This is a genomic window from Desulfoscipio geothermicus DSM 3669, assembly GCF_900115975.1.
Lineage (GTDB): Bacteria > Bacillota > Desulfotomaculia > Desulfotomaculales > Desulfallaceae > Desulfoscipio > Desulfoscipio geothermicus.
This window is the reverse complement of record NZ_FOYM01000016.1, coordinates 33,681-55,575: the sequence shown is the minus strand read 5'-3', so window position 1 is coordinate 55,575 and position 21,895 is coordinate 33,681. Positions and strand designations below refer to the sequence as shown.

Sequence of the window (21,895 nt, the reverse complement as noted above, 5' to 3'; positions counted from 1 at the left end):
TTATTTATAGATTTTATTTTACTACAATATTTACCAGCTTACCGGGCACGGGAATCACCTTAAGAACTTTTTTGTCCCCAATCAATTGCTGAACCCGCTCCTGCTGCATCACCAGCTCCTGCATGGCATCCGGCTCCATGCCGGCCGGCACCAGCATGCGGTCCCGTACCTTGCCGTTGATCTGCACCACGATGGTAATTTCGTCCTCTACAATGGCCTCCGGGTCGTAAGCCGGCCACGGCATGGCGTGGATGCTGCCCTCGTGACCCGTAACAGCCCATAATTCCTCGGTGATATGCGGAGCAAAGGGAGCCAGCAACAGCAGCAGCGCATCCACCGCCTCGCGCAATACCCCGGCGTCGCGGTCGCATTCGGGCACTTCCCGGTACTGGTACATGGCGTTGACCAGTTCCATGATGGCGCTGACCGCCGTATTGAAGTTGAACCGGTTGCCCACATCCTCGGTAACCTTCTTGATAGCCTGGTGGGTCACCCGGCGCATGTCCTTGTTAACCCCGGCCAGCTTGGCGTTCCCGGGCAATGGCGCGCCCGCCGGCGTATCGCCCAGCGGCGCCACCAACCGCCAGACCCGGTTCAGGAAGCGGTAACAGCCCTCCACGCCCTGGTCGCTCCATTCCAGGTCCCGCTCGGGCGGCGAAGCAAACAGAATGAACAGCCGGGCGGTATCGGCCCCGTAGGCGGCCACAATATCTTCCGGGCTCACTACATTGCCTTTGGACTTGCTCATTTTAGCCCCGTCCTTGAGCACCATGCCCTGGGTGAGCAGGTTGGTAAAGGGCTCGTCGTTATCCACCAGTTTCAGGTCGCACAGCACCTTGGTAAAGAACCGGCTGTACAGCAGGTGCAATATGGCGTGCTCCACGCCGCCGATGTACTGGTCCACCGGCAGCCACCGGCGGACTTTGTCCGGGTCCCAGGCGTTGTCTTCGTCCCGCGGGCTGGTGTACCGGTAGTAATACCATGATGAACACATGAAGGTGTCCATGGTGTCCGTTTCCCGGCGGGCCGGACCGCCGCAGGACGGGCAGGCGGTATTGACAAAGTCCCGGTGTTCCTCCAGCGGTGAACGACCGGTGGGCTTGAAGGCCACATCCATGGGCAGCATGACGGGCAAATCCTCTTCGGGCACCGGCACCACGCCGCACCGGTCACAGTAAATTATGGGGATGGGTGCACCCCAGTAACGCTGCCGGGAAATAAGCCAGTCCCGCAGGCGGTAATTAACGCGGCCTTTGCCCAGACCCCTTTCCTCCAGGTAACGGGTGACGGCGGCAATGCCTTCCCGGTTGGGAGTGCCGTCAAAGGGCCCGGAATTGACCATCAAGCCCTCGCCGTCGTACGCCTCGGTCATGGAATCCGGTTCCAGTTCCGCACCCTCGGGCTGAATAACCACCCGGATGGGCAGGTTGTATTTACGGGCGAATTCAAAGTCACGCTGGTCGTGCGCCGGCACGCCCATCACCGCGCCGGTGCCGTACTCCAAAAGCACGTAGTTGGCCACCAGGATGGGCACCTTTTCCCCGCTCAGCGGGTTGACACAGTAAGCGCCGGTTGGCAGGCCGATTTTCTCCGTCTCGGTGGAGGTGCGGGCCAGCTCGCTCTGGTTGCGTACCCGGGCTACAAATTCTTTAACTTGTTCAGCCTGGGGCCGGCCCGCGATCAGTTTTTCCACCAGCGGATGCTCCGGCGCCAGCACCATGTAAGTGACACCGTATATCGTATCCGGCCGGGTGGTGAAAACCGTGATGGTTTCATCAAACCCGTCTATGGTAAAAGTAATCTCAGCGCCTTCGCTGCGCCCGATCCAGTTCTCCTGCATGATCTTGACCTTGTCCGGCCATCCCTGCAACTTGTCCAGGTCGGCCAGCAGCCGGTCGGCGTAGTCGGTGATCTTAAAGAACCACTGTTCCAGTTCCCTTTTCTCCACATCACTGGCGCAGCGCTCGCATATACCCTCCTTGACCTGCTCGTTGGCCAGTACAGTAGCGCAGGAAGGACACCAGTTGACGGCCGCTTTCTTTTTGTAAGCCAGCCCTTTGTGATACAACTGCAGGAACAACCACTGGGTCCACTTGTAGTAACCGGGATGACAGGTGGCCACCTCCCGGTTCCAGTCGTAACTGATGCCCAGCTGTTTCAACTGCGCGCGCATGGCGTCTATATTGTCCTTGGTCCACTGGGCCGGGTGCAGCGCCCCGTGCTTGATGGCCGCGTTTTCCGCCGGCAGGCCGAAGGCGTCCCACCCCATGGGGTGCAGCACATTGAAACCCTGCATGGTTTTATAACGGGCCACCACGTCGCCAATGGAATAATTGCGCACGTGCCCCATGTGCAGTTTTCCCGAGGGGTAGGGGAACATCTCCAGGCAGTAATACTTGGGCCGGTCGCTGAAATCAGGAACAGCGTAAATATCCTGTTCAGCCCACTTTTGTTGCCACTTGGCTTCTATTTCCTTAAAATCATAACGGTCCTTCATGGCATCCTCCCGACATAAAATTTATATGAATAAAACCGGCCTCCTGTTTAACCAACATGTCAAAACAGGCCCGCCGGCTCAATCTACCAGGAATCGGAGCATTTTCGGTTTACACCTTCGCAAACCGAATTTATATTATCATATTTTGTTATGGGTAACAAGTTTTTAAACTATCCCCGCTGTCCCATCCCCTTTGGATATTCTTTTGATACCCATTTCCCGCAGCTTGAATTTTTGCACTTTGCCGTTGGCGGTGGTGGGGTAACTATCTACAAATTGGATGTACGAGGGAATTTTATACCGGGCTATCTTACCCGCGCAATAATTCTTGACATCCTCATCGGTTACCCCGGCCCCCTCTTTTAACTGGATAAAGGCCATCACTTCTTCCCCGTACTTCTTGCTTGGCACGCCAACCACCTGCACATCTTTGATCTGCGGGTGGGTATAGAGGAATTCTTCAATTTCCCGGGGATAAATGTTCTCCCCGCCCCGGATGATCATATCCTTGATCCTGCCGGTAATGCGCAGGTAACCTTTTTCATCCATGATTCCCAGGTCACCTGTGTGCAGCCAGCCGTCCTTGTCAATGGCGGCAGCGGTCGCTTCGGGCATTTTGTAATACCCCTTCATTACGTTGTAACCGCGGGCGCATATTTCTCCCTGGCGGCCCGGGGGCAGTTCTTCTCCGCTGGCCGGGTCCACTACTTTGACCTCCACCCCGTCCAGAGCTTTACCCACCGTGGCCACCCTCACTTCCAGCGGGTCATCCGTCTTGGTCATGGTAATGCCCGGTGCGGCTTCGGTCTGGCCGTAAGTGATCACTATTTCACGCATGCCCATTTTCTCCACCACGGCCCGCATCACTTCAATGGGGCACGGCGCTCCGGCCATAATGCCGGTGCGCAGGGAAGAAGTGTCATAGGGCTGATTTTCCAGCACCTCCAGCTCGGTGATAAACATGGTAGGCACCCCGTGCAGCGCGGTACACCGCTCTTTCTCCACCGCTTCCAGAACCTTGACCGGGTTGAATGTTTCCAGCACTACCATGGTGGACGCATAAGAAACACAGGACAAAGTGCCCAGCACACAACCGAAGCAATGGAACAGCGGCACCGGGATACACAGGCGGTCGTCGGGACTGAAATTCATGCACTTGCCTATACCCAAAGCATTCCCCACCAGGTTGCGGTGCGTAAGCATAACTCCCTTGGGGAAGCCGGTGGTACCCGAGGTATACTGCATGTTGGCCACATCGTCCGGCTCCAGGGAAAGCTGCCGGGCTATCAGTTCCTCGCCGGAAATTCTCTCACCCAGGGCCAGCATTTGTTCCCAGGTAAACATTCCCGGCATTGATTCTTCGCCGATAAATATCAGATTTTTCAGCATGGGCAGCTTTTTGCTGTTTAACCGGCCGGGCATGCTGTCATAAAGTTCCGGGCAAAGTTCATATACCATATTTATATAGTTAGTTTCTTTGGTCCCGCCGGTAAAAATCAAGGTGGTGGCATCGGACTGGCGAAGCAGGTACTCCAACTCAAATAATTTGTAATTGGTATTGACCGTTGTAAGGACAGCGCCCATTTTAGCGCTGGCAAACTGGCAAATCACCCACTCCGGCACATTGGGCGCCAGGATGGCGATATGCTCGCCCCGTTTGATCCCCAAAGCCATTAACCCTTTGGCCACCCGGTTGCATTTCTGTTGAAACTGCCGGTATGTATACCTGAGATTCCGGTCCGGGTAAACCAAGGCTTCATTGTGCGGGTAACGGCCCGCCGCCCGGTCCAGCAAGTCCCCGATGGTTATCTGGTCCCAATTTTTAATCATGTTGTCACCCCTAATCCTTTATCGAGTTAACGCATTAAAGAATATAGAATCTACAATGCCTTGAAAGTAAAACATATCACCCTTCTGATTTTGCCGCGCCGGCGGCACGGGTATATTAGAAAACAAAAAACCCCTTGTCCTGTTTAGGGACGAGAGGTTTACTCGCGGTACCACCCTAATTGATAAAGTTATGTGGTGGAGATGAGGGGGATCGAACCCCTGACCTCCTGAATGCCATTCAGGCGCTCTCCCATCTGAGCTACATCCCCATAACTTTAACCGCTCAACGTGCTAACGGCACGCACCGGCCCGGTGTACTTGACAGCTTTCCCCCGGGCAACTCCGGGGCGAGTTCACCCGCATTACCCACCGCCTCGCACCAACCGGCGGCTCTCTGGGGATAATGCTATGGATTACTACTCCCCTTCAATGTTTTTCATTATTAAACCTGAGCCTTATTATAAGATATTCAATCCATAAAGTCAATGTAAAAATTATAAGTATTAAATACTTATCGGGGACCTGACTACCGGAGCATCCCCCCACAGGTGTTCAAGGTTGTAAAAACGGCGCTGCTCTTCCTGAAAGATGTGCACCACCACTGAACCGTAATCCAGCAGCACCCACTGCCCCGTCCTCAGACCTTCCCTACGGGGTCGGGCGACATTAAGCTGTTGAAGTCTTTTTTCAATCTCCTCGGCTATAGCCCGGGCATGCACGGGCGAACGGCTGCTGCAGATAACAAAATATTCGGCAACTACGGACACACCACCGATGTTTAATACGGTGATATCCATGGCTTTCTTTTCCTCCGCCGCTTCAACTGCAACCTGCGCCAGAACCTGTGGTTCAATTATCAACAAGCAGTCCCCCCAATTTTCTTTATAATAAATGGATATTCGCGCACCGGCCAAAAGTTCCTGCTAAAACGTTAAAATTCAATAGAAGCGAATTTTTTTTCTGAAACCTCAACCGCAAAAATCAACTGGTTGCGTGCCATTACCGTCAAGGGGTGAACCGGCTCCCCTTTTTGCACGGAAAGGTTTATAGCCATGTCAAAACAGCGCAACAACGTCCGGTCCAGGTTTTGTTCCGCCTCTTCCCGCAGCTTTTGCACACCGGGAAAACGGCGGCCCGGCTCCACCTTATCCGCTACAAACACAATCTTATCCAACAAACTCATACTGACGCCACCAAGCGTATGCCGGGAAATGGCGCGAAGGACCGCAATATTATGTACGCCGAATTCCAGCCGGGCCATAAGGGCGCCCACCGGCGCGTGCAGCAATACCGGCAAAATCTCTTCCACTTCGGTAATTTCCAGGGCGTGCTGCCGGGCCAGCGCCAAAAGCCTTTCCCCCGGCATATCCCTGGCGCAGTCGTGCAACAGACCCGCCACCGCCGCCTTTTCCCGGTCGGCGCCGTATATGCCGGCCAAGCGCACCGCGGTGTCCATGACCCTCAGTGAATGAGCGTATCTTTTACTGTCAAGCATACCCTTTAACCGCTGTAAATAAACCTCCATACAATCTTCTTCTCCCCGTAAACATATATTAGTTGGGGACATTCCTCCAAAGGAGGTGTGTCCCCGTACCTTAAAACCGTCCCTATAGCTCCGTTAACTTTTTTTAAATTACGCTGTGCACTGAAAGAAAACCTCCCGCTAAGGAGGTTAATGAGCTGGGTTATTGTTTTCTTTGGCCCGGGCTTCGTTGACGGTAATTATCCGCCCGCCAAATTCGGTGCCGTTAAGTGCCTCGATCATTCCGTCGGCATCCTCGTCGTTTACCTCTACAAAACCGAACCCGCGCGAACGCCCGGTTTCCCTGTCAGTAATAATTCGGCTGTCCAAGACTTCACCATAATTTGCAAAAGCTTCAGCCAGATCCTCGGCTTTGGTTGCCCACGGAAGGTTGCCTACATAGAGTGTACGAGCCATTGATTGATCACCTCTTTTCCAGTACTGCATTTCGTGGTGTGTAATGTATTATTTGCAAAAGGAAAAATCATAATACAATTAAACTTTGCCAAGTTTTTAACCTTGATATAATCTTTTTTGATAAATATATTCCTCCACCGCTTCCGGCAGCAGGTATTTGATAGGTCTGCCCTCGCGCACCCGGCGCCTGATCTCGGTAGAGGATATAGCCAGGGCGGGCACTTCCATGGTCTTGATCCTGGCCAGGCAGTTCTCCGGCAGGTTGTCCAACTTATCGCCTATACTTTCCAGTTTAAATCCCGGGCGGGTGGCCGCCACAAAATAACATTGCTCCAACAGTCCGATAACATTTTTCCAGGTTAAAATCTCCAGCACGGCATCCGCACCGGTAATAAAAAACAATTCCCAGCCGGCATATATTTCCCGCATTTCCTGCACCGTATCTATGGTATAAGAAAGTCCTTCCCTTTTTATTTCTATATCCGAAACGGTAAAGTAAGAATTGGTCCGCACCGCGCTTTGGGTCATTTCCAGCCTGTGTTGCGGGTGGGAAATACCTTTTCTGGTCTTATGGGGCGGCATGGCGGCCGGGATAAAAATGACTTTCTCCATACCGAACTGGCAGCGCGCTTCTTCCGCTGTGACCAGATGGCCGTGGTGGATGGGGTCGAATGTTCCCCCCATTAAACCGATTCTTTTTGTGCCTTTCTTTTGACCGGTATCCTTAAACATGTACAACTCCTCCGGTGCCGGGTGTTGAAAGTTGAAAGTCAATAATTAACTTTCAACTTTCAACACCCGGCACCGTCTTTTATTCCAGGGCCAGGTTGTCCCGGTGGATTATTTCATCGTAGTCCTTGTAGCCCAGCAATGCCGCTATTTCGCCGGTCTTTTTGCCCTTGATTTTTTCCACCTCGATAGCCGAATAATTGACTATCCCCCGGGCTATTTCCCTGCCGTCCGGGGCAATAACGCTTACGGTATTGCCCATTTCAAAGCTGCCCTCCACGCCGGTAACACCGGAGGGCAGCAGGCTTTTACCGTTTTGCCGCAGGGCCCGCACCGCCCCCTCGTCAATGTGAATACGCCCGCACACCGTGGCGCCGTAAGCAATCCACCTTTTTTTATTGACCAGCTTAACCGAGGGCCAGAAGGCCGTGCCCAGCGGCTCACCGGCCACCAGCCGGCGCAGCACGTCTGTTTCCGACGCCCGGGCGATAATGGTCACCAGCCCGGAATGCATGGCAATGCGGGCGGCCTGAATTTTGGTCGCCATGCCGCCGGTGCCCACGTTGGAACCGACGCCCCCGGCCAGCGCCTCAATCTTATCATTAATTTCATGAATTTCTTTAATCACCCGGGCCCCGGCAGCCCCAGGCTTACCGTCGTAAAGCCCGTCCACGTCCGAGAGCAGCACCAGCAAGTCTGCGTCCACCAGCCCCGCCACCAACGCGGCCAGGTTATCATTGTCCCCCAGCTTGATTTCATCCACGGCCACGGTGTCATTTTCATTGATAACCGGTATAACATGCAGGCCCAGCATCGCCTGCAGGGTGTGACGGGCGTTTAAAAAGCGCCGCCGGTCGGCGAAGTCCTCCCGGGTCAGCAGCACCTGCCCCACCACTATACCGTATTCCGCAAATATTTTTTCATACATATGCAGCAATATGCCCTGCCCCACGGCGGCCGCCGCCTGTTTTTCGGGGATGGTGCGGGGGCGGGCGGTAAAACCCAGTTTACCCATGCCGGCGCCGACGGCCCCGGAAGTGACCAGCAGCACGTCCATCCCCCGGTTGTGCAGGTCGACCAGCTGGCGCACCAGGCGTTCGATTTGTTCTATATTAAGTTTGCCGGTGGCATAGGTCAGCGAGCTGGAACCCACCTTCACCACCAGCCTTTGCATCCGGCTGAAGTCTCTTTTACTCATAATCCACTCCGCTTTAATCCACAAATTCAAAAGTAAAATCTCTGATCCGCACCAGGTCGCCATTCCTGGCTCCTTGGTCGCGCAGGGCCTGTTCCAGCCCCATCAGGTGCATGATACGCTGCAGGCGCTCTACCGCTTCCTCGTTGTCCAGGTCGGTCATAGCCACGTGTTTCTCTATTTCCCGGCCGGTAACCACCAGCATGCCGTCCTCCCGGTAAATTTCAAACCTGGGGCCGGCATGATGCACCACTTCCGCCGGTTCTTCCGCGTGCAGCGGCTCCGCCGGTATTTCCTGCAAAAGATCGTAAATGCGCCCGATCAATTCCGCCGTCCCCGCTCCAGTGACCGCGGAAATGGGAAATATTTCATACTTGCCGGCCAGCGCGTCCTTTATTCTGGCCAGGTTGTCCTCGCTTTCCGGCAAATCCATTTTATTGGGTACCACTATCTGCGGCCGGCCGGCCAGCGCTTCATTATACAGAGCCAGTTCCCGGTTGATCACCTGAAAATCAGCCAACGGATCACGCCCCTCGGTACCCGCCGTATCCAAAACATGCACCAAAAGCCTGGTGCGTTCGACGTGGCGCAAAAAATCATGCCCCAGGCCCGCCCCGCCGTGGGCCCCCTCGATCAAACCCGGAATGTCGGCCATGACAAAACTTTTTCCCTCGCCCAGGCTGACCACGCCCAAATTTGGCGTCAGGGTGGTGAAGGGATAATCGGCAATTTTGGGCCGGGCCGCCGAAACACGGGAAATCAACGTGGATTTGCCGGCATTGGGGTAACCGATCAGGCCCACATCGGCCAGTAACTTCAGTTCCAGCATGAGCCAGAGTTCTTCACCGGGCTCGCCCTTTTCCGCCATGGTGGGCGCTTTGTTATGCGGGCCGGCAAACCGGGCGTTGCCCCTGCCGCCGCGCCCACCGCGGGCCACCACCAATCTCTGGCCGTCCCGGGTGATATCGCCCAGCAACCGACCGCTGTCCTCCGCCCGGATCACGGTGCCCAGGGGGACCCGGACCACCAGGTCCTCCCCGGTACGACCGTGCATGTTTTTACCGCGCCCGTGCCGGCCCCGCCCGGCCTTGTAATGACGCTGGTAGCGAAAGTCCACCAGGGTGCGCAGGCCCCCGTCACCCATAAAGATGACATCGCCGCCCTTGCCGCCGTCGCCGCCCCAGGGACCGCCCTCGGCCACGTATTTTTCACGCCGGAAGGCGGCGCAACCATTGCCGCCGTCGCCGCCCTTGACATAAATCCTCGCCCTGTCGTAAAACATGCTCACTCACCTGAATTTTTGATAAATTATTACCCATATTATGCTCATTAAAGCGCCTGTTCAGGCATTGATCGGAAAAACCCACGTTTTTTCTACTCCCCGGCGGGCAGAAACATTACTATATGACACTTTCGATCGCCCACATTGCCGTCCAGTTTACCCCAGTAAGGCGCGAGCCTTTCTTCCACCCGCTGAATCGTTTCCCGGCCATTATAGCAACGCCCGCCGGACATGGTATTAAAACTGAATATGCACTCGTAATCCCGGCCCGACCTGTTTATCTTGATAAACAGGTCGCGCTCGGTATTTTCCACCGGAGCCAGGTATTCCACAATGTTCTGCAGTACATCCTCCAGCACCGGGCCCAGTTCTTTGCCGGGCACTGCGCATCCGGCCAGGTCGGCCTGCACATCGTAATGCACCTCTATATCATGGTCCGCAAACCGGTGATGGGCGATTAAAAAGGCTGCCGCCACCTCCGGCACTTTTAAGTGCACCACCCTGCTCAGGCGGACAATATCACGGGTGACTTCGCGTATATATTCCCTCGCCCGGTCTTCCTTGTTTAACTGCAGCAGGCCGGATATTACCTGCAGGTGGTTGAGAAAATCATGCCGCTGCAAGGACAATAATTCCAGCATTCTAGCCATATCCACCGGGAACTCTCCCCTTTTGCATGTATGTAATCACGTTAGAATTGGCATATAGTAAGCATTATACCAGTATTATTAAATTTTTGCACTAAATTATGGCGAAGAATAAAAAGGGGACCGGCAAAAAGGGGACTGGCTCTTTTTTCGTATTTTGAAAAAAGTGCCTGTCCCCTTTTTGCTTATTAGGCTCCGTAAAAAGGGGCCCCGTAAAAGGGGGCCCCTTTTTGCGTTCTTTCCTTAAAACACAAAGCAGCCCGTATTGGGCTGCTTCCAACTTTATACTTATTGTTATGACACAGCGGCTTCCTCAACTTCCCGGACGCTGACCACTTTTTTATCCTTGCCCTTGGTCTGAAAAGTTACAATGCCGTCCACCTTGGCAAACAGGGTATCGTCGCCCCCGCGGCCGACATTGTTGCCCGGGTGTATCCGTGTGCCCCGCTGGCGAACCAGGATGCTGCCGGCGGTGACAAACTGACCGTCGCCCCGCTTGACACCAAGCATCTTGGGATTGGAATCACGACCGTTACGCGAACTGCCTACACCTTTCTTATGTGCCAATTTATTTCACCTCCGAAATCAGGCCTGTATTTTTTCCACCACAACCCTGGTAAAAGGTTGGCGGTGGCCTTTTTTACGCCGGTAATTCTTCTTGGGCTTGTACTTGAAGACAATAATCTTCTTGCCCTTGCCGTGCTTTTCCACTTTGAGAATCACCTTGGCGCCCTCCAGCAAGGGAGTGCCCATCTGCAGTTGACCGTCCTTTTCCACGGCCAGCACCTTGTTTACTTCATAGGTTTCACCCGCGTCAGCCGGCAGTTTTTCAATATACAGGGTATCCCCTTCGCTGACCTTGTATTGTTTGCCGCCGGTTTCCATAATTGCGTACATAGTTAGTTCCCCCCTTAATACAGGACTCGCCGGAGCCGGGTAAGGTTTTACCTTTTAGCGACCCGTTCCGTGCGGTACTTATAACAAGATTAACAACACAAGTATTTTATCATAAAGACTAATATTGTCAAGGCTGCTTTACGGTTTCGCCGGTCCCCTGCAGCGTTTGTTAAGCCGGCTACCCTAAGTTCTAATCATTTTGGCCTTGGCGTAGGTGCGGAACACCTTGCTGACTTCCACGGGTATAATTTCCCCCACCAGGGCGCCCGCTCCTTCGATATCCAGGATAAATCCGTTGACCCGGGCAATCCCGTCGTTGAAGTTGTTGACATGCGGTTCTTCGACCTTAACTTCCAGCACCTGCCCCGGTTTAACAGGTAAAGTTTGCGCCTGGATATCGGCCTGGTCGTATATCGGGCGCATGGCAACCGATTCTATATGATGTTCCGCGCAGCCCCTGATGTACACGTTTTTACCGGTACGGGCCTCCAGTTCCCGCAGGTTGGCCCCCCCGCTGCCGATGAGCCGGGCGGCCACCAGCGGGTTGGCCTCCACCAAAATGGTTTCAGCCGCGGTCTGCCTGGCCATCTGGTAAATTTGCTGCTTGATGCTGATCCCCACGGTTTCCTCGGAAAGCACCTTGCCCCGCCCGTCGCAGTACGGGCAGACCTTCTGCAGCACCTCGGCCAGGCTGGGGCGTACCTTTTTCCTGGTCATTTCTACCAAACCCAGCTGGGTAATACCCAGAATATTGGTTTTGGTCTTGTCCTTGCGAATTTCCTCCTCCAGCACTTCCAGTACCTGCCGGCGGTGCTCTTCCCGGCTCATGTCAATAAAATCAACAATGATGATGCCGCCGATGTTACGCAGGCGCAGCTGGCGCGCGATTTCCACCGCCGCGTCCAGGTTGGTTTTCAACACCGTATCCTCAAGATTGGTGGTGCCCACGTACTTGCCGGTATTGACATCTATGGCGGTTAGCGCCTCGGCCTGATCGATGACGATATAACCGCCGCATTTAAGCCAGACTTTGCGCTTCAGGGCCTTTTCCAGCTCAACGTCCACATTGTTATCTTCAAACAGCTGATTGCGCTCTTCCAGGAAAACTTTGACTTTCAGGCGCGGCCCGACAATATCCAGTAAATCCAGGATCTTTTCGTATTCGTACCGGGAATCAATGATCAGCCGGTCCACATCTTCGGTAAAAATGTCGCGCAAAATACGCTGGACCAGTTCCAAATCGCGGTGCAGCAAGTTGGGGACCGGACCGTGGTTGGAGCGGTTAATGATCTTTTGCCAAAGGTTGGTGAGCAGGTTGACATCCAGGCACAGTTCGTCTTCATCGACCCCTTCGGCCACGGTGCGCACAATAACGCCCATGCCCGGGGGTTTAATCCGGGCAGCCATTTCCCGCAGGCGGTCCCTTTCCCGCTCGTCCTCGATGCGCCGGGAAATGCCGATGTATTCCGCGGTGGGCATCAGCACCAGGTAGCGGCCGGGCAGTGTAATATGGGTGGTCACCCGGGCCCCCTTGGTGCCTATGGGCTCTTTAATAATCTGGACAATTACTTCCTGGCCGTGTTTCAGTATATCGCATATATTGGTACCCAGGGCCGAGTTGCCTTGGCCCTGCCCGGCATCGGGGGCACGGGCGGGGATAGCGTCCTCCACGTATAGGAATGCGTTTTTTTCCAGTCCGATATCCACAAAGGCCGCCTGCATACCGGGCAGCACGTTTTCCACCCGACCTTTGTATATGTTCCCGACCAGGCGCTGGTTGGGCGAACGCTCAATATACATTTCCACCAGTATCTTGTTTTCCAGTACGGCTACCCTGGTCTCTTCTTCACCAACATTAATCAGTATCTCTTTAAACATTTCTTTTCCCCACAATCTATATATGAAAAACTAATCCAGCCCGCTGTCCCCGGCAAACAGTTTCATCCGGGTGATTTCCAGTTCAACCGGGTCCACCGGTATGCCGGCGTGCCGGAAAAGGGCTGTCATGGCCTCTTCCGGGCGCACGTTCATGGCGCTGCCGGTTTTCAGTTCCAGGCGCATAGTCAAACCGCAAACCCTGGACTGCACCTCCATCTTTATAATCCCGGGCCGGATGTCGCGCGTTTTTTCCCGGCCGTTCTTACCCCTGCGGCTCACTTCCACCTTGTCCAGGGCCAGAAATTCCTCCACTGTGCACTCGAACAGCGGGGCGGGCAGGTCGTCAGCATCCAGGTGCACTATGTAAGCGGCCTTATCCAGCACGGCCATGGGCGCCGGGGCATTATCCGCCACTTCAAGCACTTCCTTGACCGCCAGCCCCGGCGGCAGCGCTGCATTCAGCCGGTCCGCCAGGTCCCGGCGCGGCACCGGTGCGGTCATTTCTACGTCCATCACTTCCGCCAATCCTTCAATGCCAACGGGCAGAGGGGCGGCAAAACTCATACGGGGGTGGGGATTAAAACCCTCGGAAAAGGCGATAGGCAATCCGGCCCGGCGCATGGACCGCTCCAGCGCGCGCACCAGGTCCAGGTGTGAAATGTAGCGGGCCGGTCCCCTTTTGCTATAGATTATCCTGTACCGGGGCAACGGTTTCACCTCCCGCCATGTACGGCTTGACTGCCAGGGTGGGGCACAGCCCGCACCCCGGGCATCGCCCGCCTCGGCAATCATGGGTGGTTTGCCCGTCCATGGCCCGGCGATGTTCTTTGACCAGGTATTTTTTACTGACCCCGGCGCCGATATGGTCCCAGGGTAAAATATCTTCGTAATTATAACGGCGGTGTGCGTACCGCCCCGGTTCAATTCCCGTCTCATCAAAAGCGGCCAGCCACTTATTGAGGTCAAAAAATTCGGACCAGCCGTCAAAACGGGAACCCTTGCGCCAAGCGGCCTCAATGGCACCGGCCAGGCGCCGGTCGCCCCGGGAGAGCACCGCCTCAATAAAACTGGTTTCGGGATCGTGCCAATTGAACACCAGCCCCTTGCCCCGCAGCCGCTCGCGCAGGAACGCCTGCTTGCGCCTGAGCTCTTCCATGGTATCCTGGGGCTCCCACTGGAAAGGAGTATGGGACTTGGGCACAAACGATGATACGCTGACGGTGACTTTCAGCCGCCCCCTGGCTGTAACCAGTTCGCGACCCCGCTGCAGCACCCGGCGGGCCAGTTCTACAATTCCGGCCAGGTCAGCGTCGGTTTCCGTGGGCAGCCCGATCATGAAGTACAGTTTAATGGCCTGCCAGCCGCCGGAAAAAGCCGCCGTAACCGCCTCCATCAGGTTTTCTTCGGTAACTCCCTTGTTGATTACATCCCGCAGGCGTTGGGTGCCCGCTTCGGGTGCGAAAGTCAGGCTGGAGCGACGCACTTTCTGCACTTCCTTGGCCAGGTCCACCGAAAAGGCGTCCACCCGCAGGGAGGGCAGTGATACATTTACTCCTGTGTCCCCGTGCTTACGGGTCAGATCGCTGACCAGCGGGCGCACCCGGGAGTAATCCGAAGTGCTCAGCGAGGTAAGCGATATTTCGCCATAGCCGGTGGCGCCGATTATTTCCCGGGCATGGCGCAACAGCGTTTCCGGTTCCTTTTCGCGCACCGGCCGGTATATCACGCCGGCCTGGCAAAACCGGCAGCCGCGGGTGCAGCCCCGCTGCACCTCCAGCATGGCCCGGTCATGCACCGACTCAATGGCCGGCACCACCGGACGGGTGGGGAAATATACGTTTTCAATATCGGCAACCACCCTTTTTTTCACCAGGGCCGGCACCCCGCCGACCGTTGGAGTCACCGACTTTATCCCTCCGTCTTCATTATACTCCACTTCATAGAATGAAGGCACGTAAATTCCGTCGATTCGCGCCAGCCGCAGCAGCATTTCCCGCCACCCCTCGCCCCGCCGGCGCGATTCCAGGTAGGCGTCCAGCAATTCATTGACGATTTCCTCCCCCTCGCCGAGCACAAAGGCATCAATAAACTCGGCCAGCGGCTCGGGATTGAAGGCGCAGGGTCCCCCGGCCACCACCAGGGGGAAATCGTCCCCGGCGCGGTCCTCCGTGCGCAGGGGAATACCGGCCAGGTCCAGCATATTCAGTATATTGGTAAAGCTCAGTTCATATTGCAGGGTAAATCCTATAATGTCAAAATCCCGCACCGGTTTGCGGGATTCCAGGCTGAACAGCGGCAGGCCCGTTTTGCGCATCTGCTCCTCCATGTCCGGCCAGGGAGCAAACACCCTTTCCAGCAGGGCATCCTCGCGCTCGTTCACCGCACCGTATAAAATCTGCATGCCCAGGTGACTCATGCCCACCTCATAGACATCGGGAAAGGCGAAGGCCATTTTTATGTAAGTGCTGCTCCAGTCCTTGCGCACGGCATTCCATTCTCCTCCGGCATAGCGGCCCGGCTTTTGCACCCGGCGCAATATTTTTTCCAGCTGTTTGTCCATTTATACTTTCCTCCAAAAATTGCCTTTAAAATACCTTCCCAAGATAAATAACATTATTTATTAAAAAAATCAAGCGATTACCGGATTATCTACTTTTATTTTACCCGATTTCCGACAAAAGACACATTTGTATAAGAATACAGAAGTCAGAATTCAGAATTCAGGAGATAGGATTTATTATGTTTTTCATTCTAAATTCTAAATTCTGAATTCTGTATTCTGCAATCTCACCCTTCCAGCAGTTCGCCCACCGGAACATCCGCGCCCCGGTGTAAAAGGGCATCAATAACGATCGTTTCCGTTACCGTGCCCCGGAACCGTCCCTGGCGGTCCAGCACCGTCACCAGGTGAAAACGGCGGGGCACAAAGGGGCGCACCAACTGCCCCAGGGGCACGTATTCCATGGCCGCCAACCAGTTGGCTGGCAGCACCCCTTCCCGGGCCATTTCTTCCTGCTTGCGCATGACAAGCTGCATGAACAGGTACGGGGCCGTCTTTTGCTCCCGGGTGGCCGCGTAAAAAAGAAAAAGCGCCGTCACCGGAATGTCCAGCCCGCAGTAGCCGGCCCACATGCCCAGCGCACCGGCAACGGCAATTATCACGGCCCAAAACTGCCCCAGCCGGGCCGCCCGGTACGTGGCCAGCCTGATCCCCACCCGGCCGGACAGACAGGCCCGGTATATCCGCCCGCCGTCCAGGGGCAGCGCGGGCAACAAGTTGAACGCCGCCACCAGCAAATTACATTGCAAAAAAAACGGACCCAGGTCAGTATGCCAGAGCCCGTAATTTTTTGCCGCCACTCCCATGCCGAGCATGATCAGGTTACTGGCCGGCCCGGCCACGGCAATGTATATTTCCCGCACCGGGTCCACCGCCAGTTCGGCGCCCGCCCGGGCCACCCCACCGAAGGGCAAAAGCTCCACGTCGTCCAATGTAACCCCCAGTCGCCGGGCCGCCAGCGCGTGGGCCATTTCATGCACCAGCACCACGCCGAAGGCCACGAGCCCCCGGCCCAGAACCCCGGCTACGAAAAACAGGGCCAGCAAGGCCATAAAGAAGGGGTTTAAATAAAGCTCAACCCCCATTAAACGTCCCAAACGCATTCCCGCACCCCCGTCAATTCCCTTTCACCTGCAGGCGCGTCAGCGGGTCCACCAGTTTGCCGTTTTCACGCAGCTCAAAATGCAGGCCGCCGCCGGGCACTTCCCCCTCGCCCACTACGGCAATCTCCTGGCCCGCCCGGACCGTCTGTCCCTCCACCACAGCGACGTCGTCAACTCCACCGTACAAAGTATAGGTTCCCTCGCCGTGATTGATTAAAATATACTGTCCCAGCTCTTTATCCCGGGAGATTCTTTCCACCTGACCGTCCATGGCAGCGGCCACGCTCGCCCCCGGCGGGGCGCTGATATCAATTCCGGCATGATATCTCTCCATGCCATCCACAGAAGATTGTACCCAGCCGAATTCTTCAACCACCTTGCCCGAAACAGGCACATAAAGCTCCGCTTTCGTCAAGTCCGACCCTGCAACGGGCTTCGTGTCGCCATCCACGCCGGGAGAAGGCGGCATAACGGGATTGTCCCAGTTAACTAATTGGGCGGCCAGGAGCACCGATTTATTAATCAGCGGCCCAAAATCCCATTCCGCGGTCAACATGTGGCGCAGATTATCGCGTACCTGGTCCCCCACGGGGTGCGGGTACTGGCGCGCCACCATCAACACCGTCAGTATAACCAGTACGGCAGTGATGCGGAAAACACCGCTCCGCCTGCTTTTGCGCCTGGCCGGCGAATATCCCGGCCGCCGCCCGGTGACGGATTCATAATAGCTTGCCCATTCATCAGCTCCGTATTTGTTCCGTTTTTCCCCGCGTGGTAACCTGCCCCATTTCAAGATACTTCCCCCCCAAAAAAGCATTTTGGCTGCTGCATCCGGTGCGCAATCGCCAAATTACTTGACCGCACCGGAATTATAGTAATGTTATGATATAAAAGCGCGCGGGCTATGCTTGTCTTCATGCACAAATCCCACGCGGCTTTCATCGGCTTTCATGTCGCTATGCTATATATATTTCAGGGGGTGGACAAATATGACAAGCTTATGTCCGGTGCAGAATAAAATTAACCTCATCATGCAGCATCACTACCGCCACATCCTCACCTCCTTCGTAACCCTCGGCTTCCACGATCACCCGGTAGGTGCCCGGATCGATTTCATTAAAAACATACTGACCGTTTTTATCCGTGGTCGTGGAATGCAGCACCTCCCCGCCGTCCAATTCCTTTACATGCACGGCGGCCCCCCGCACCGGGGTATTCCTTGGGAATTCACTTACCATACCTTCCAGGATTACATAGCCCAGGTATGTCACATCCAACCCGAGGGTCCCCACCACGGATACGCGCCCCATGCGGACACTCACTTTATCCACGCTGATCCGGTGATGAATGGAAACTATGTTCTCAAAATCCTGCACACGCCGTAGCTGCACAAAAAAGGTAGTATCTATGTCCTTGGTAATTTTCTTGCAGGCCAGGTCATGGTCCGGTTCCACACCGTTTTTCGGCAATATAACAAACAGGCGCACCAACACACCCACCCGCAACACCGAATTTTCCAAAAGCTGCGGGCGAATGCTCTCCACCCGAGCCAGTACATTGACATTATACACCCCCACCGGCACCCCGACGGATCCGTACCAGTTGTATTCTTTTTTCGCTACCTGGCGCACGGTATTTTCTTTACCCATATAGGCCTCCATAAAATCTTAAATTATCATCAAAGTTATAATTTGTAAAAGATACGCCGCTGATACATGCAAAAAAAAGGGGACAGGCTGTAAAAGGTATATTGGGTGCGGGGCGGGTTGTTCCCCGCAAGTGATGTATCGGAGCGTCGGTAACGGGACTTGGTGAAGCTGAGGCTGCCGAATTGGCGGGACGAATCGCGCAGAAACCACTGGCATAGTTTGAAAAGAGAAAGCTATTGTTAATAAATGACTCAGTATAACTACCCGTTCTGCGCAATATGCAGGACCGCCAAATTCGGCCCGAAGCGAACCTTAGTCCCGTCGACGCGGAGATTTGCAAGCGCAGCGGGGAACAACCCGACCTGCACGCTTTTCACCCTCTGATGGTGTCGCAACAGCGACATGAAAGTCTGTCCCCTTTTACGGTACCTGGGCAACTTTTTCAAAAAACGAAAAAGAGAATAAAAAGGGGACAGGCAACTTTTTCAAAAAACGAAAAAGTAGCCTGTCCCCTTTTTATTCTAAAAAATTATCTTTTGCCTGCGCAGGTAAATATTGAGCAGTACGCCTATGGCGGCCATGTTGGTGATCATGCTGCTGCCCCCGTAACTGAACAGGGGTAACGGCAGGCCGGTTATGGGCATGATGGCAATGGTCATACCCACATTGACCAGTATGTGGAAGGTAAACATGCTCACCACCCCCACCGCCAGCAGCGTGCCGAATGTATCCTTGGATTCTATGGCAATCCGCACGCCCCGGTATAAAAATATACCAAATAAAACCAACATCAGGGTGGCACCCAGAAAGCCTGTCTCTTCAGCCAGTACGGAGAAAATAAAGTCCGTATGCCTGATAGGCAAAAATTCCAGAAAGCTCTGGGTCCCGCGCATCAGCCCCTTGCCCCATAAACCGCTGGAACCAATGGCTATTTGAGACTGAATAACGTGGTAGCCGGCCCCCTGGATATCCGACCAGGGGTCCAGAAATATGGTAAGTCTTTTCAACTGGTAATCGTGCAGGGGAATCCAGGTGCCGAATTTGAGGTGCGCCCAGACCAGGCCGACCGCCCCGGCCACTCCCGCGCCAAAAAGACCGGAAACCAGCCAGGGCTTGGAACTGGCGGTAAACAGCATGCCGAACAAAATGGCTATAAATACCAGGGAAGTGCCCAGGTCGGGCTGCATCAAAATAAATATCAAGGGCACCCCCACAAAAATGAAGGTGGGCAACAATTCCTTGAAATTGCGGAGTCTTCCTTCCCTTTTGGCCAGAAAATCGGCCAGGGTGATAATGATAATCAACTTGGCGAACTCCGACGGTTGAAATACAAACGGCCCGATGTTAATCCAGCGCTGCGCCCCCATGGCCGTATGTCCCAACACCAGCACCGCCCCGAGCATGAGTAGGTTTATAACATACAAGTGCCTGGTGTATTTACGCCAATCTTCGTAGGGGATATAAACAACCGCTGCGGCAACTCCGGCACCAAGCAAGGCCCAGACAGCCTGTTTGAAAACATATTCTTTTTTCATCCACAGCAAACGCTGCAGAATATTGGCCTCCTGCAGCTTGTCAATATCCAGCCCGAGACGCATCCACCACCCGTAGTCGGTGCTGGCACTGCCGATGATTACCAGGCCGAACATGATGATTACCCCGGTAACCCCGATCAAGGTAAAATCAAGGTTTTTGAAAAGTCGTCTGGTTCCCAAAAAAACCACCGCCTTGCCTTGCGGTTAATTGATTTAAGTAAAATACGCGCCACGTATTCAATTATATAACAGGCGTCAAAACAAAAAAAGCCGGTAACATAATTTACCGGACTTATCCTTATGAGCATGTTTTCAACCATTACGCGCTTTCGGTTTGAAACCTTCTTTTCATCCTCTTTACCGGTATGTTGGCCACCAGCGCCACCTGGTTTTCACTGCTGTCCAGCGAAACTTCCAGGGCTTGCTCATCAATTTCCATGTAATTGGAAATAACTTGAATCAATTCGGCCTTCAAAGCCTGCAGCAGTTCCGGTGAAACACCGGCGCGATCATGCACCAGCACCAGGCGCAATCTTTCCTTGGCCACGTTCCTGCTGGAATGGTTTTCCCGGCCGAAAATGCGGTTGATAAAATCCAGCACAGCGCCTCCTCCCTTCTTTTTTTACTTCAGGCCGATCATCCGGCGTAACCTGTTAAAAAGACCGCTGTTTTCCTCAAGATCCATCATGGGCACCTCTTCACCCTTAATCCTGCGCACAATATTACGATAAGCCTGCCCGGAACGCGAAGCGTTGTTCATTACCACCATTTCGCCCCGGTTGGTACTCACCACCACCAGCTCGTCTTCAGGCACCACTCCCAACAGGTCCACGGCCAGAATCTCAATAATATCGTCAATACTCATCATGTCCCCGTGTTTAACCATTTGAAAACGCATCCGGTTAATTACCAATTTGGGCTCCCGCAGGTCTTCCTTTTCCAAGAGGCCGATGATCCGGTCCGCGTCCCGCACCGCCGACACTTCCGGGGTGGTAACCACCACCGCCTGGTTCGCCCCGGCTATGGCATTGCGGAACCCCTGCTCAATACCGGCCGGGCAATCAACGATTACATAATCAAACTCGTCCTTTATTTCCTCACAGAGAGTTTTCATCTGCTCGGGACTGACCGCGGTCTTGTCCTTGGTCTGGGCGGCCGGCAACAAAAACAGGTTTTCAAAGCGCTTATCCTTGATCAGAGCTTTCCGGAAATGGCAGTTACCGCTGGTGACATCCACCAAATCATAAACGATGCGGTTTTCCAGGCCCATGACCACATCCAGGTTGCGCAGGCCGATGTCAGCGTCAATCAAGCACACCCGACTTCCCAACGAGGCCAAACCGGCGCCCAGGTTGGCGGTGGTGGTGGTTTTACCCACCCCTCCCTTGCCGGAAGTAACAACAATCACTTCTCCCATAAGATTTATTTCCTCCCTTATTATGCTTTTACATTGGCGTTAAAGTCATTACTGACGTTCCGGACCTGGTATAAAGGCCTCGATAATCACCATCCCATCTTTTATTCTGGCAATTTCGGGAACGGGCGAACCGGGCTCCTCCCCGTCCGGAGCGCGGGTTATATGATTGGCGATACGCAACTGGGTGGGCTGCATGCGAAAAGCATATACCGCCGCCTTTTCATTTCCGCCGGCGCCGGCGTGCACCACGCCGCGCAAATTGCCCATCACCACCACATTGCCGGTCGCCACCACCTCCCCGCCGGGATTAACATCTCCCAAAACAACCACGTTGCCGTCAAACCTTATCGACTGGCCGGAACGCACGGTGCGCTGCACCAGAATAGTATTATCGTCCATCATATCGCCAGCTTCCCCCTTGCCGGGGAAATGCACCAGATTACCGCCAGTCCAATCCGGAGCCACGCTCTACTCCTCCCTGCGAGACAAAGTTCAATCATATGATTAATTTGCAGATGCCATTACGTTTTATTATTTCTACGACCAATAACCAAATCCTGCTAAAAAACTAAAAACAAAGAGCTTTTTTCCGTGTGGAATTTACGCCAGCAATTTTAAATTTTCTATTGACAGACAGAAACATACAGTCTTATTATATAAGCAAATTTAAATATGTTTATATAAGGAGGTGTTTAAATTAAAAATAACTTAGAAATTTTAAAAGCACTTGCAGACGG

The 21,895-nt window shown here is 54.3% G+C and carries 21 protein-coding genes and 1 tRNA gene; all 22 read right to left on the bottom strand.

The window, feature by feature from the left end; all coding sequences use genetic code 11:
• Window positions 1-13: 13 nt before the first annotated feature.
• Window positions 14-2,497 carry a leucine--tRNA ligase gene (gene leuS / locus BM299_RS10810; RefSeq protein ID WP_092483874.1) on the bottom strand — a complete coding sequence of 828 codons (2,484 nt, stop codon included), beginning with the start codon at window positions 2,495-2,497 and terminating at the stop codon, window positions 14-16.
• 165 nt (window positions 2,498-2,662) lie between these two features.
• Window positions 2,663-4,327, bottom strand: coding sequence for an AMP-binding protein (locus BM299_RS10805; protein WP_245779732.1), 1,665 nt, complete (start codon window positions 4,325-4,327; stop codon window positions 2,663-2,665).
• Window positions 4,328-4,520: 193 nt separating this feature from the next.
• Window positions 4,521-4,596, bottom strand: a tRNA-Ala gene (locus BM299_RS10800).
• Window positions 4,597-4,830: 234 nt separating this feature from the next.
• A complete protein-coding gene (gene rsfS / locus BM299_RS10795; protein ID WP_092483940.1) occupies window positions 4,831-5,187 on the bottom strand; it encodes a ribosome silencing factor in 357 nt (118 codons plus the stop codon).
• Window positions 5,188-5,258: 71 nt separating this feature from the next.
• The gene (yqeK, locus tag BM299_RS10790; RefSeq protein ID WP_092483873.1) at window positions 5,259-5,852 is read right to left on the bottom strand and encodes a bis(5'-nucleosyl)-tetraphosphatase (symmetrical) YqeK; all 594 of its coding nucleotides are present in this window, start codon (window positions 5,850-5,852) and stop codon (window positions 5,259-5,261) included.
• Window positions 5,853-5,999: 147 nt separating this feature from the next.
• Window positions 6,000-6,266, bottom strand: coding sequence for an RNA recognition motif domain-containing protein (locus tag BM299_RS10785; protein WP_092483871.1), 267 nt, complete (start codon window positions 6,264-6,266; stop codon window positions 6,000-6,002).
• Window positions 6,267-6,362: 96 nt separating this feature from the next.
• Window positions 6,363-6,998, bottom strand: a complete 636-nt coding sequence (nadD, locus tag BM299_RS10780; protein ID WP_092483869.1) for a nicotinate-nucleotide adenylyltransferase — start codon at window positions 6,996-6,998, stop codon at window positions 6,363-6,365.
• A gap of 79 nt (window positions 6,999-7,077) precedes the next feature.
• Window positions 7,078-8,193 (bottom strand): glutamate 5-kinase, encoded by a 1,116-nt coding sequence (proB, locus tag BM299_RS10775; protein WP_092483867.1) that lies wholly within the window; start codon window positions 8,191-8,193, stop codon window positions 7,078-7,080.
• 13 nt (window positions 8,194-8,206) lie between these two features.
• A complete protein-coding gene (gene obgE, locus BM299_RS10770) occupies window positions 8,207-9,472 on the bottom strand; it encodes a GTPase ObgE (protein ID WP_092483865.1) in 1,266 nt (421 codons plus the stop codon).
• Between the two features lie 92 nt (window positions 9,473-9,564).
• A complete protein-coding gene (locus BM299_RS10765; RefSeq protein WP_245779735.1) occupies window positions 9,565-10,122 on the bottom strand; it encodes a Spo0B domain-containing protein in 558 nt (185 codons plus the stop codon).
• Window positions 10,123-10,413: 291 nt separating this feature from the next.
• Window positions 10,414-10,686, bottom strand: coding sequence for a 50S ribosomal protein L27 (rpmA, locus tag BM299_RS10755; RefSeq protein WP_092483859.1), 273 nt, complete (start codon window positions 10,684-10,686; stop codon window positions 10,414-10,416).
• 18 nt (window positions 10,687-10,704) lie between these two features.
• Complete coding sequence (rplU, locus tag BM299_RS10750; RefSeq protein ID WP_092483857.1) at window positions 10,705-11,016, bottom strand: 50S ribosomal protein L21; 312 nt, start codon at window positions 11,014-11,016, stop codon at window positions 10,705-10,707.
• A gap of 183 nt (window positions 11,017-11,199) precedes the next feature.
• Complete coding sequence (locus BM299_RS10745; RefSeq protein WP_092483855.1) at window positions 11,200-12,894, bottom strand: Rne/Rng family ribonuclease; 1,695 nt, start codon at window positions 12,892-12,894, stop codon at window positions 11,200-11,202.
• A 30-nt stretch (window positions 12,895-12,924) separates the two neighbouring features.
• On the bottom strand, window positions 12,925-13,602 hold the full coding sequence (locus BM299_RS10740) for a TIGR03936 family radical SAM-associated protein (protein ID WP_165608274.1): 678 nt from the start codon (window positions 13,600-13,602) through the stop codon (window positions 12,925-12,927).
• Window positions 13,577-15,454 (bottom strand): TIGR03960 family B12-binding radical SAM protein, encoded by a 1,878-nt coding sequence (locus BM299_RS10735; RefSeq protein ID WP_092483851.1) that lies wholly within the window; start codon window positions 15,452-15,454, stop codon window positions 13,577-13,579. Before BM299_RS10735 ends, BM299_RS10740 begins: the two co-directional genes overlap by 26 nt.
• Before the next feature lie 227 nt (window positions 15,455-15,681).
• Entirely contained in the window at window positions 15,682-16,557 is an 876-nt protein-coding gene (locus BM299_RS10730; RefSeq protein WP_092483849.1) for a M50 family metallopeptidase, read from the bottom strand.
• 13 nt (window positions 16,558-16,570) lie between these two features.
• Complete coding sequence (locus BM299_RS10725) at window positions 16,571-17,350, bottom strand: murein hydrolase activator EnvC family protein (protein ID WP_165608273.1); 780 nt, start codon at window positions 17,348-17,350, stop codon at window positions 16,571-16,573.
• Window positions 17,351-17,555: 205 nt separating this feature from the next.
• Entirely contained in the window at window positions 17,556-18,206 is a 651-nt protein-coding gene (locus BM299_RS10720) for a carboxypeptidase-like regulatory domain-containing protein (protein ID WP_165608272.1), read from the bottom strand.
• Between the two features lie 521 nt (window positions 18,207-18,727).
• A complete protein-coding gene (gene rodA / locus BM299_RS10715) occupies window positions 18,728-19,921 on the bottom strand; it encodes a rod shape-determining protein RodA (RefSeq protein ID WP_092483843.1) in 1,194 nt (397 codons plus the stop codon).
• A 139-nt stretch (window positions 19,922-20,060) separates the two neighbouring features.
• The gene (gene minE / locus BM299_RS10710; RefSeq protein WP_092483841.1) at window positions 20,061-20,342 is read right to left on the bottom strand and encodes a cell division topological specificity factor MinE; all 282 of its coding nucleotides are present in this window, start codon (window positions 20,340-20,342) and stop codon (window positions 20,061-20,063) included.
• Between the two features lie 21 nt (window positions 20,343-20,363).
• Window positions 20,364-21,158 carry a septum site-determining protein MinD gene (gene minD, locus BM299_RS10705; RefSeq protein WP_092483839.1) on the bottom strand — a complete coding sequence of 265 codons (795 nt, stop codon included), beginning with the start codon at window positions 21,156-21,158 and terminating at the stop codon, window positions 20,364-20,366.
• Window positions 21,159-21,206: 48 nt separating this feature from the next.
• A complete protein-coding gene (gene minC, locus BM299_RS10700) occupies window positions 21,207-21,560 on the bottom strand; it encodes a septum site-determining protein MinC (RefSeq protein ID WP_092483938.1) in 354 nt (117 codons plus the stop codon).
• Window positions 21,561-21,895 lie beyond the last annotated feature (335 nt).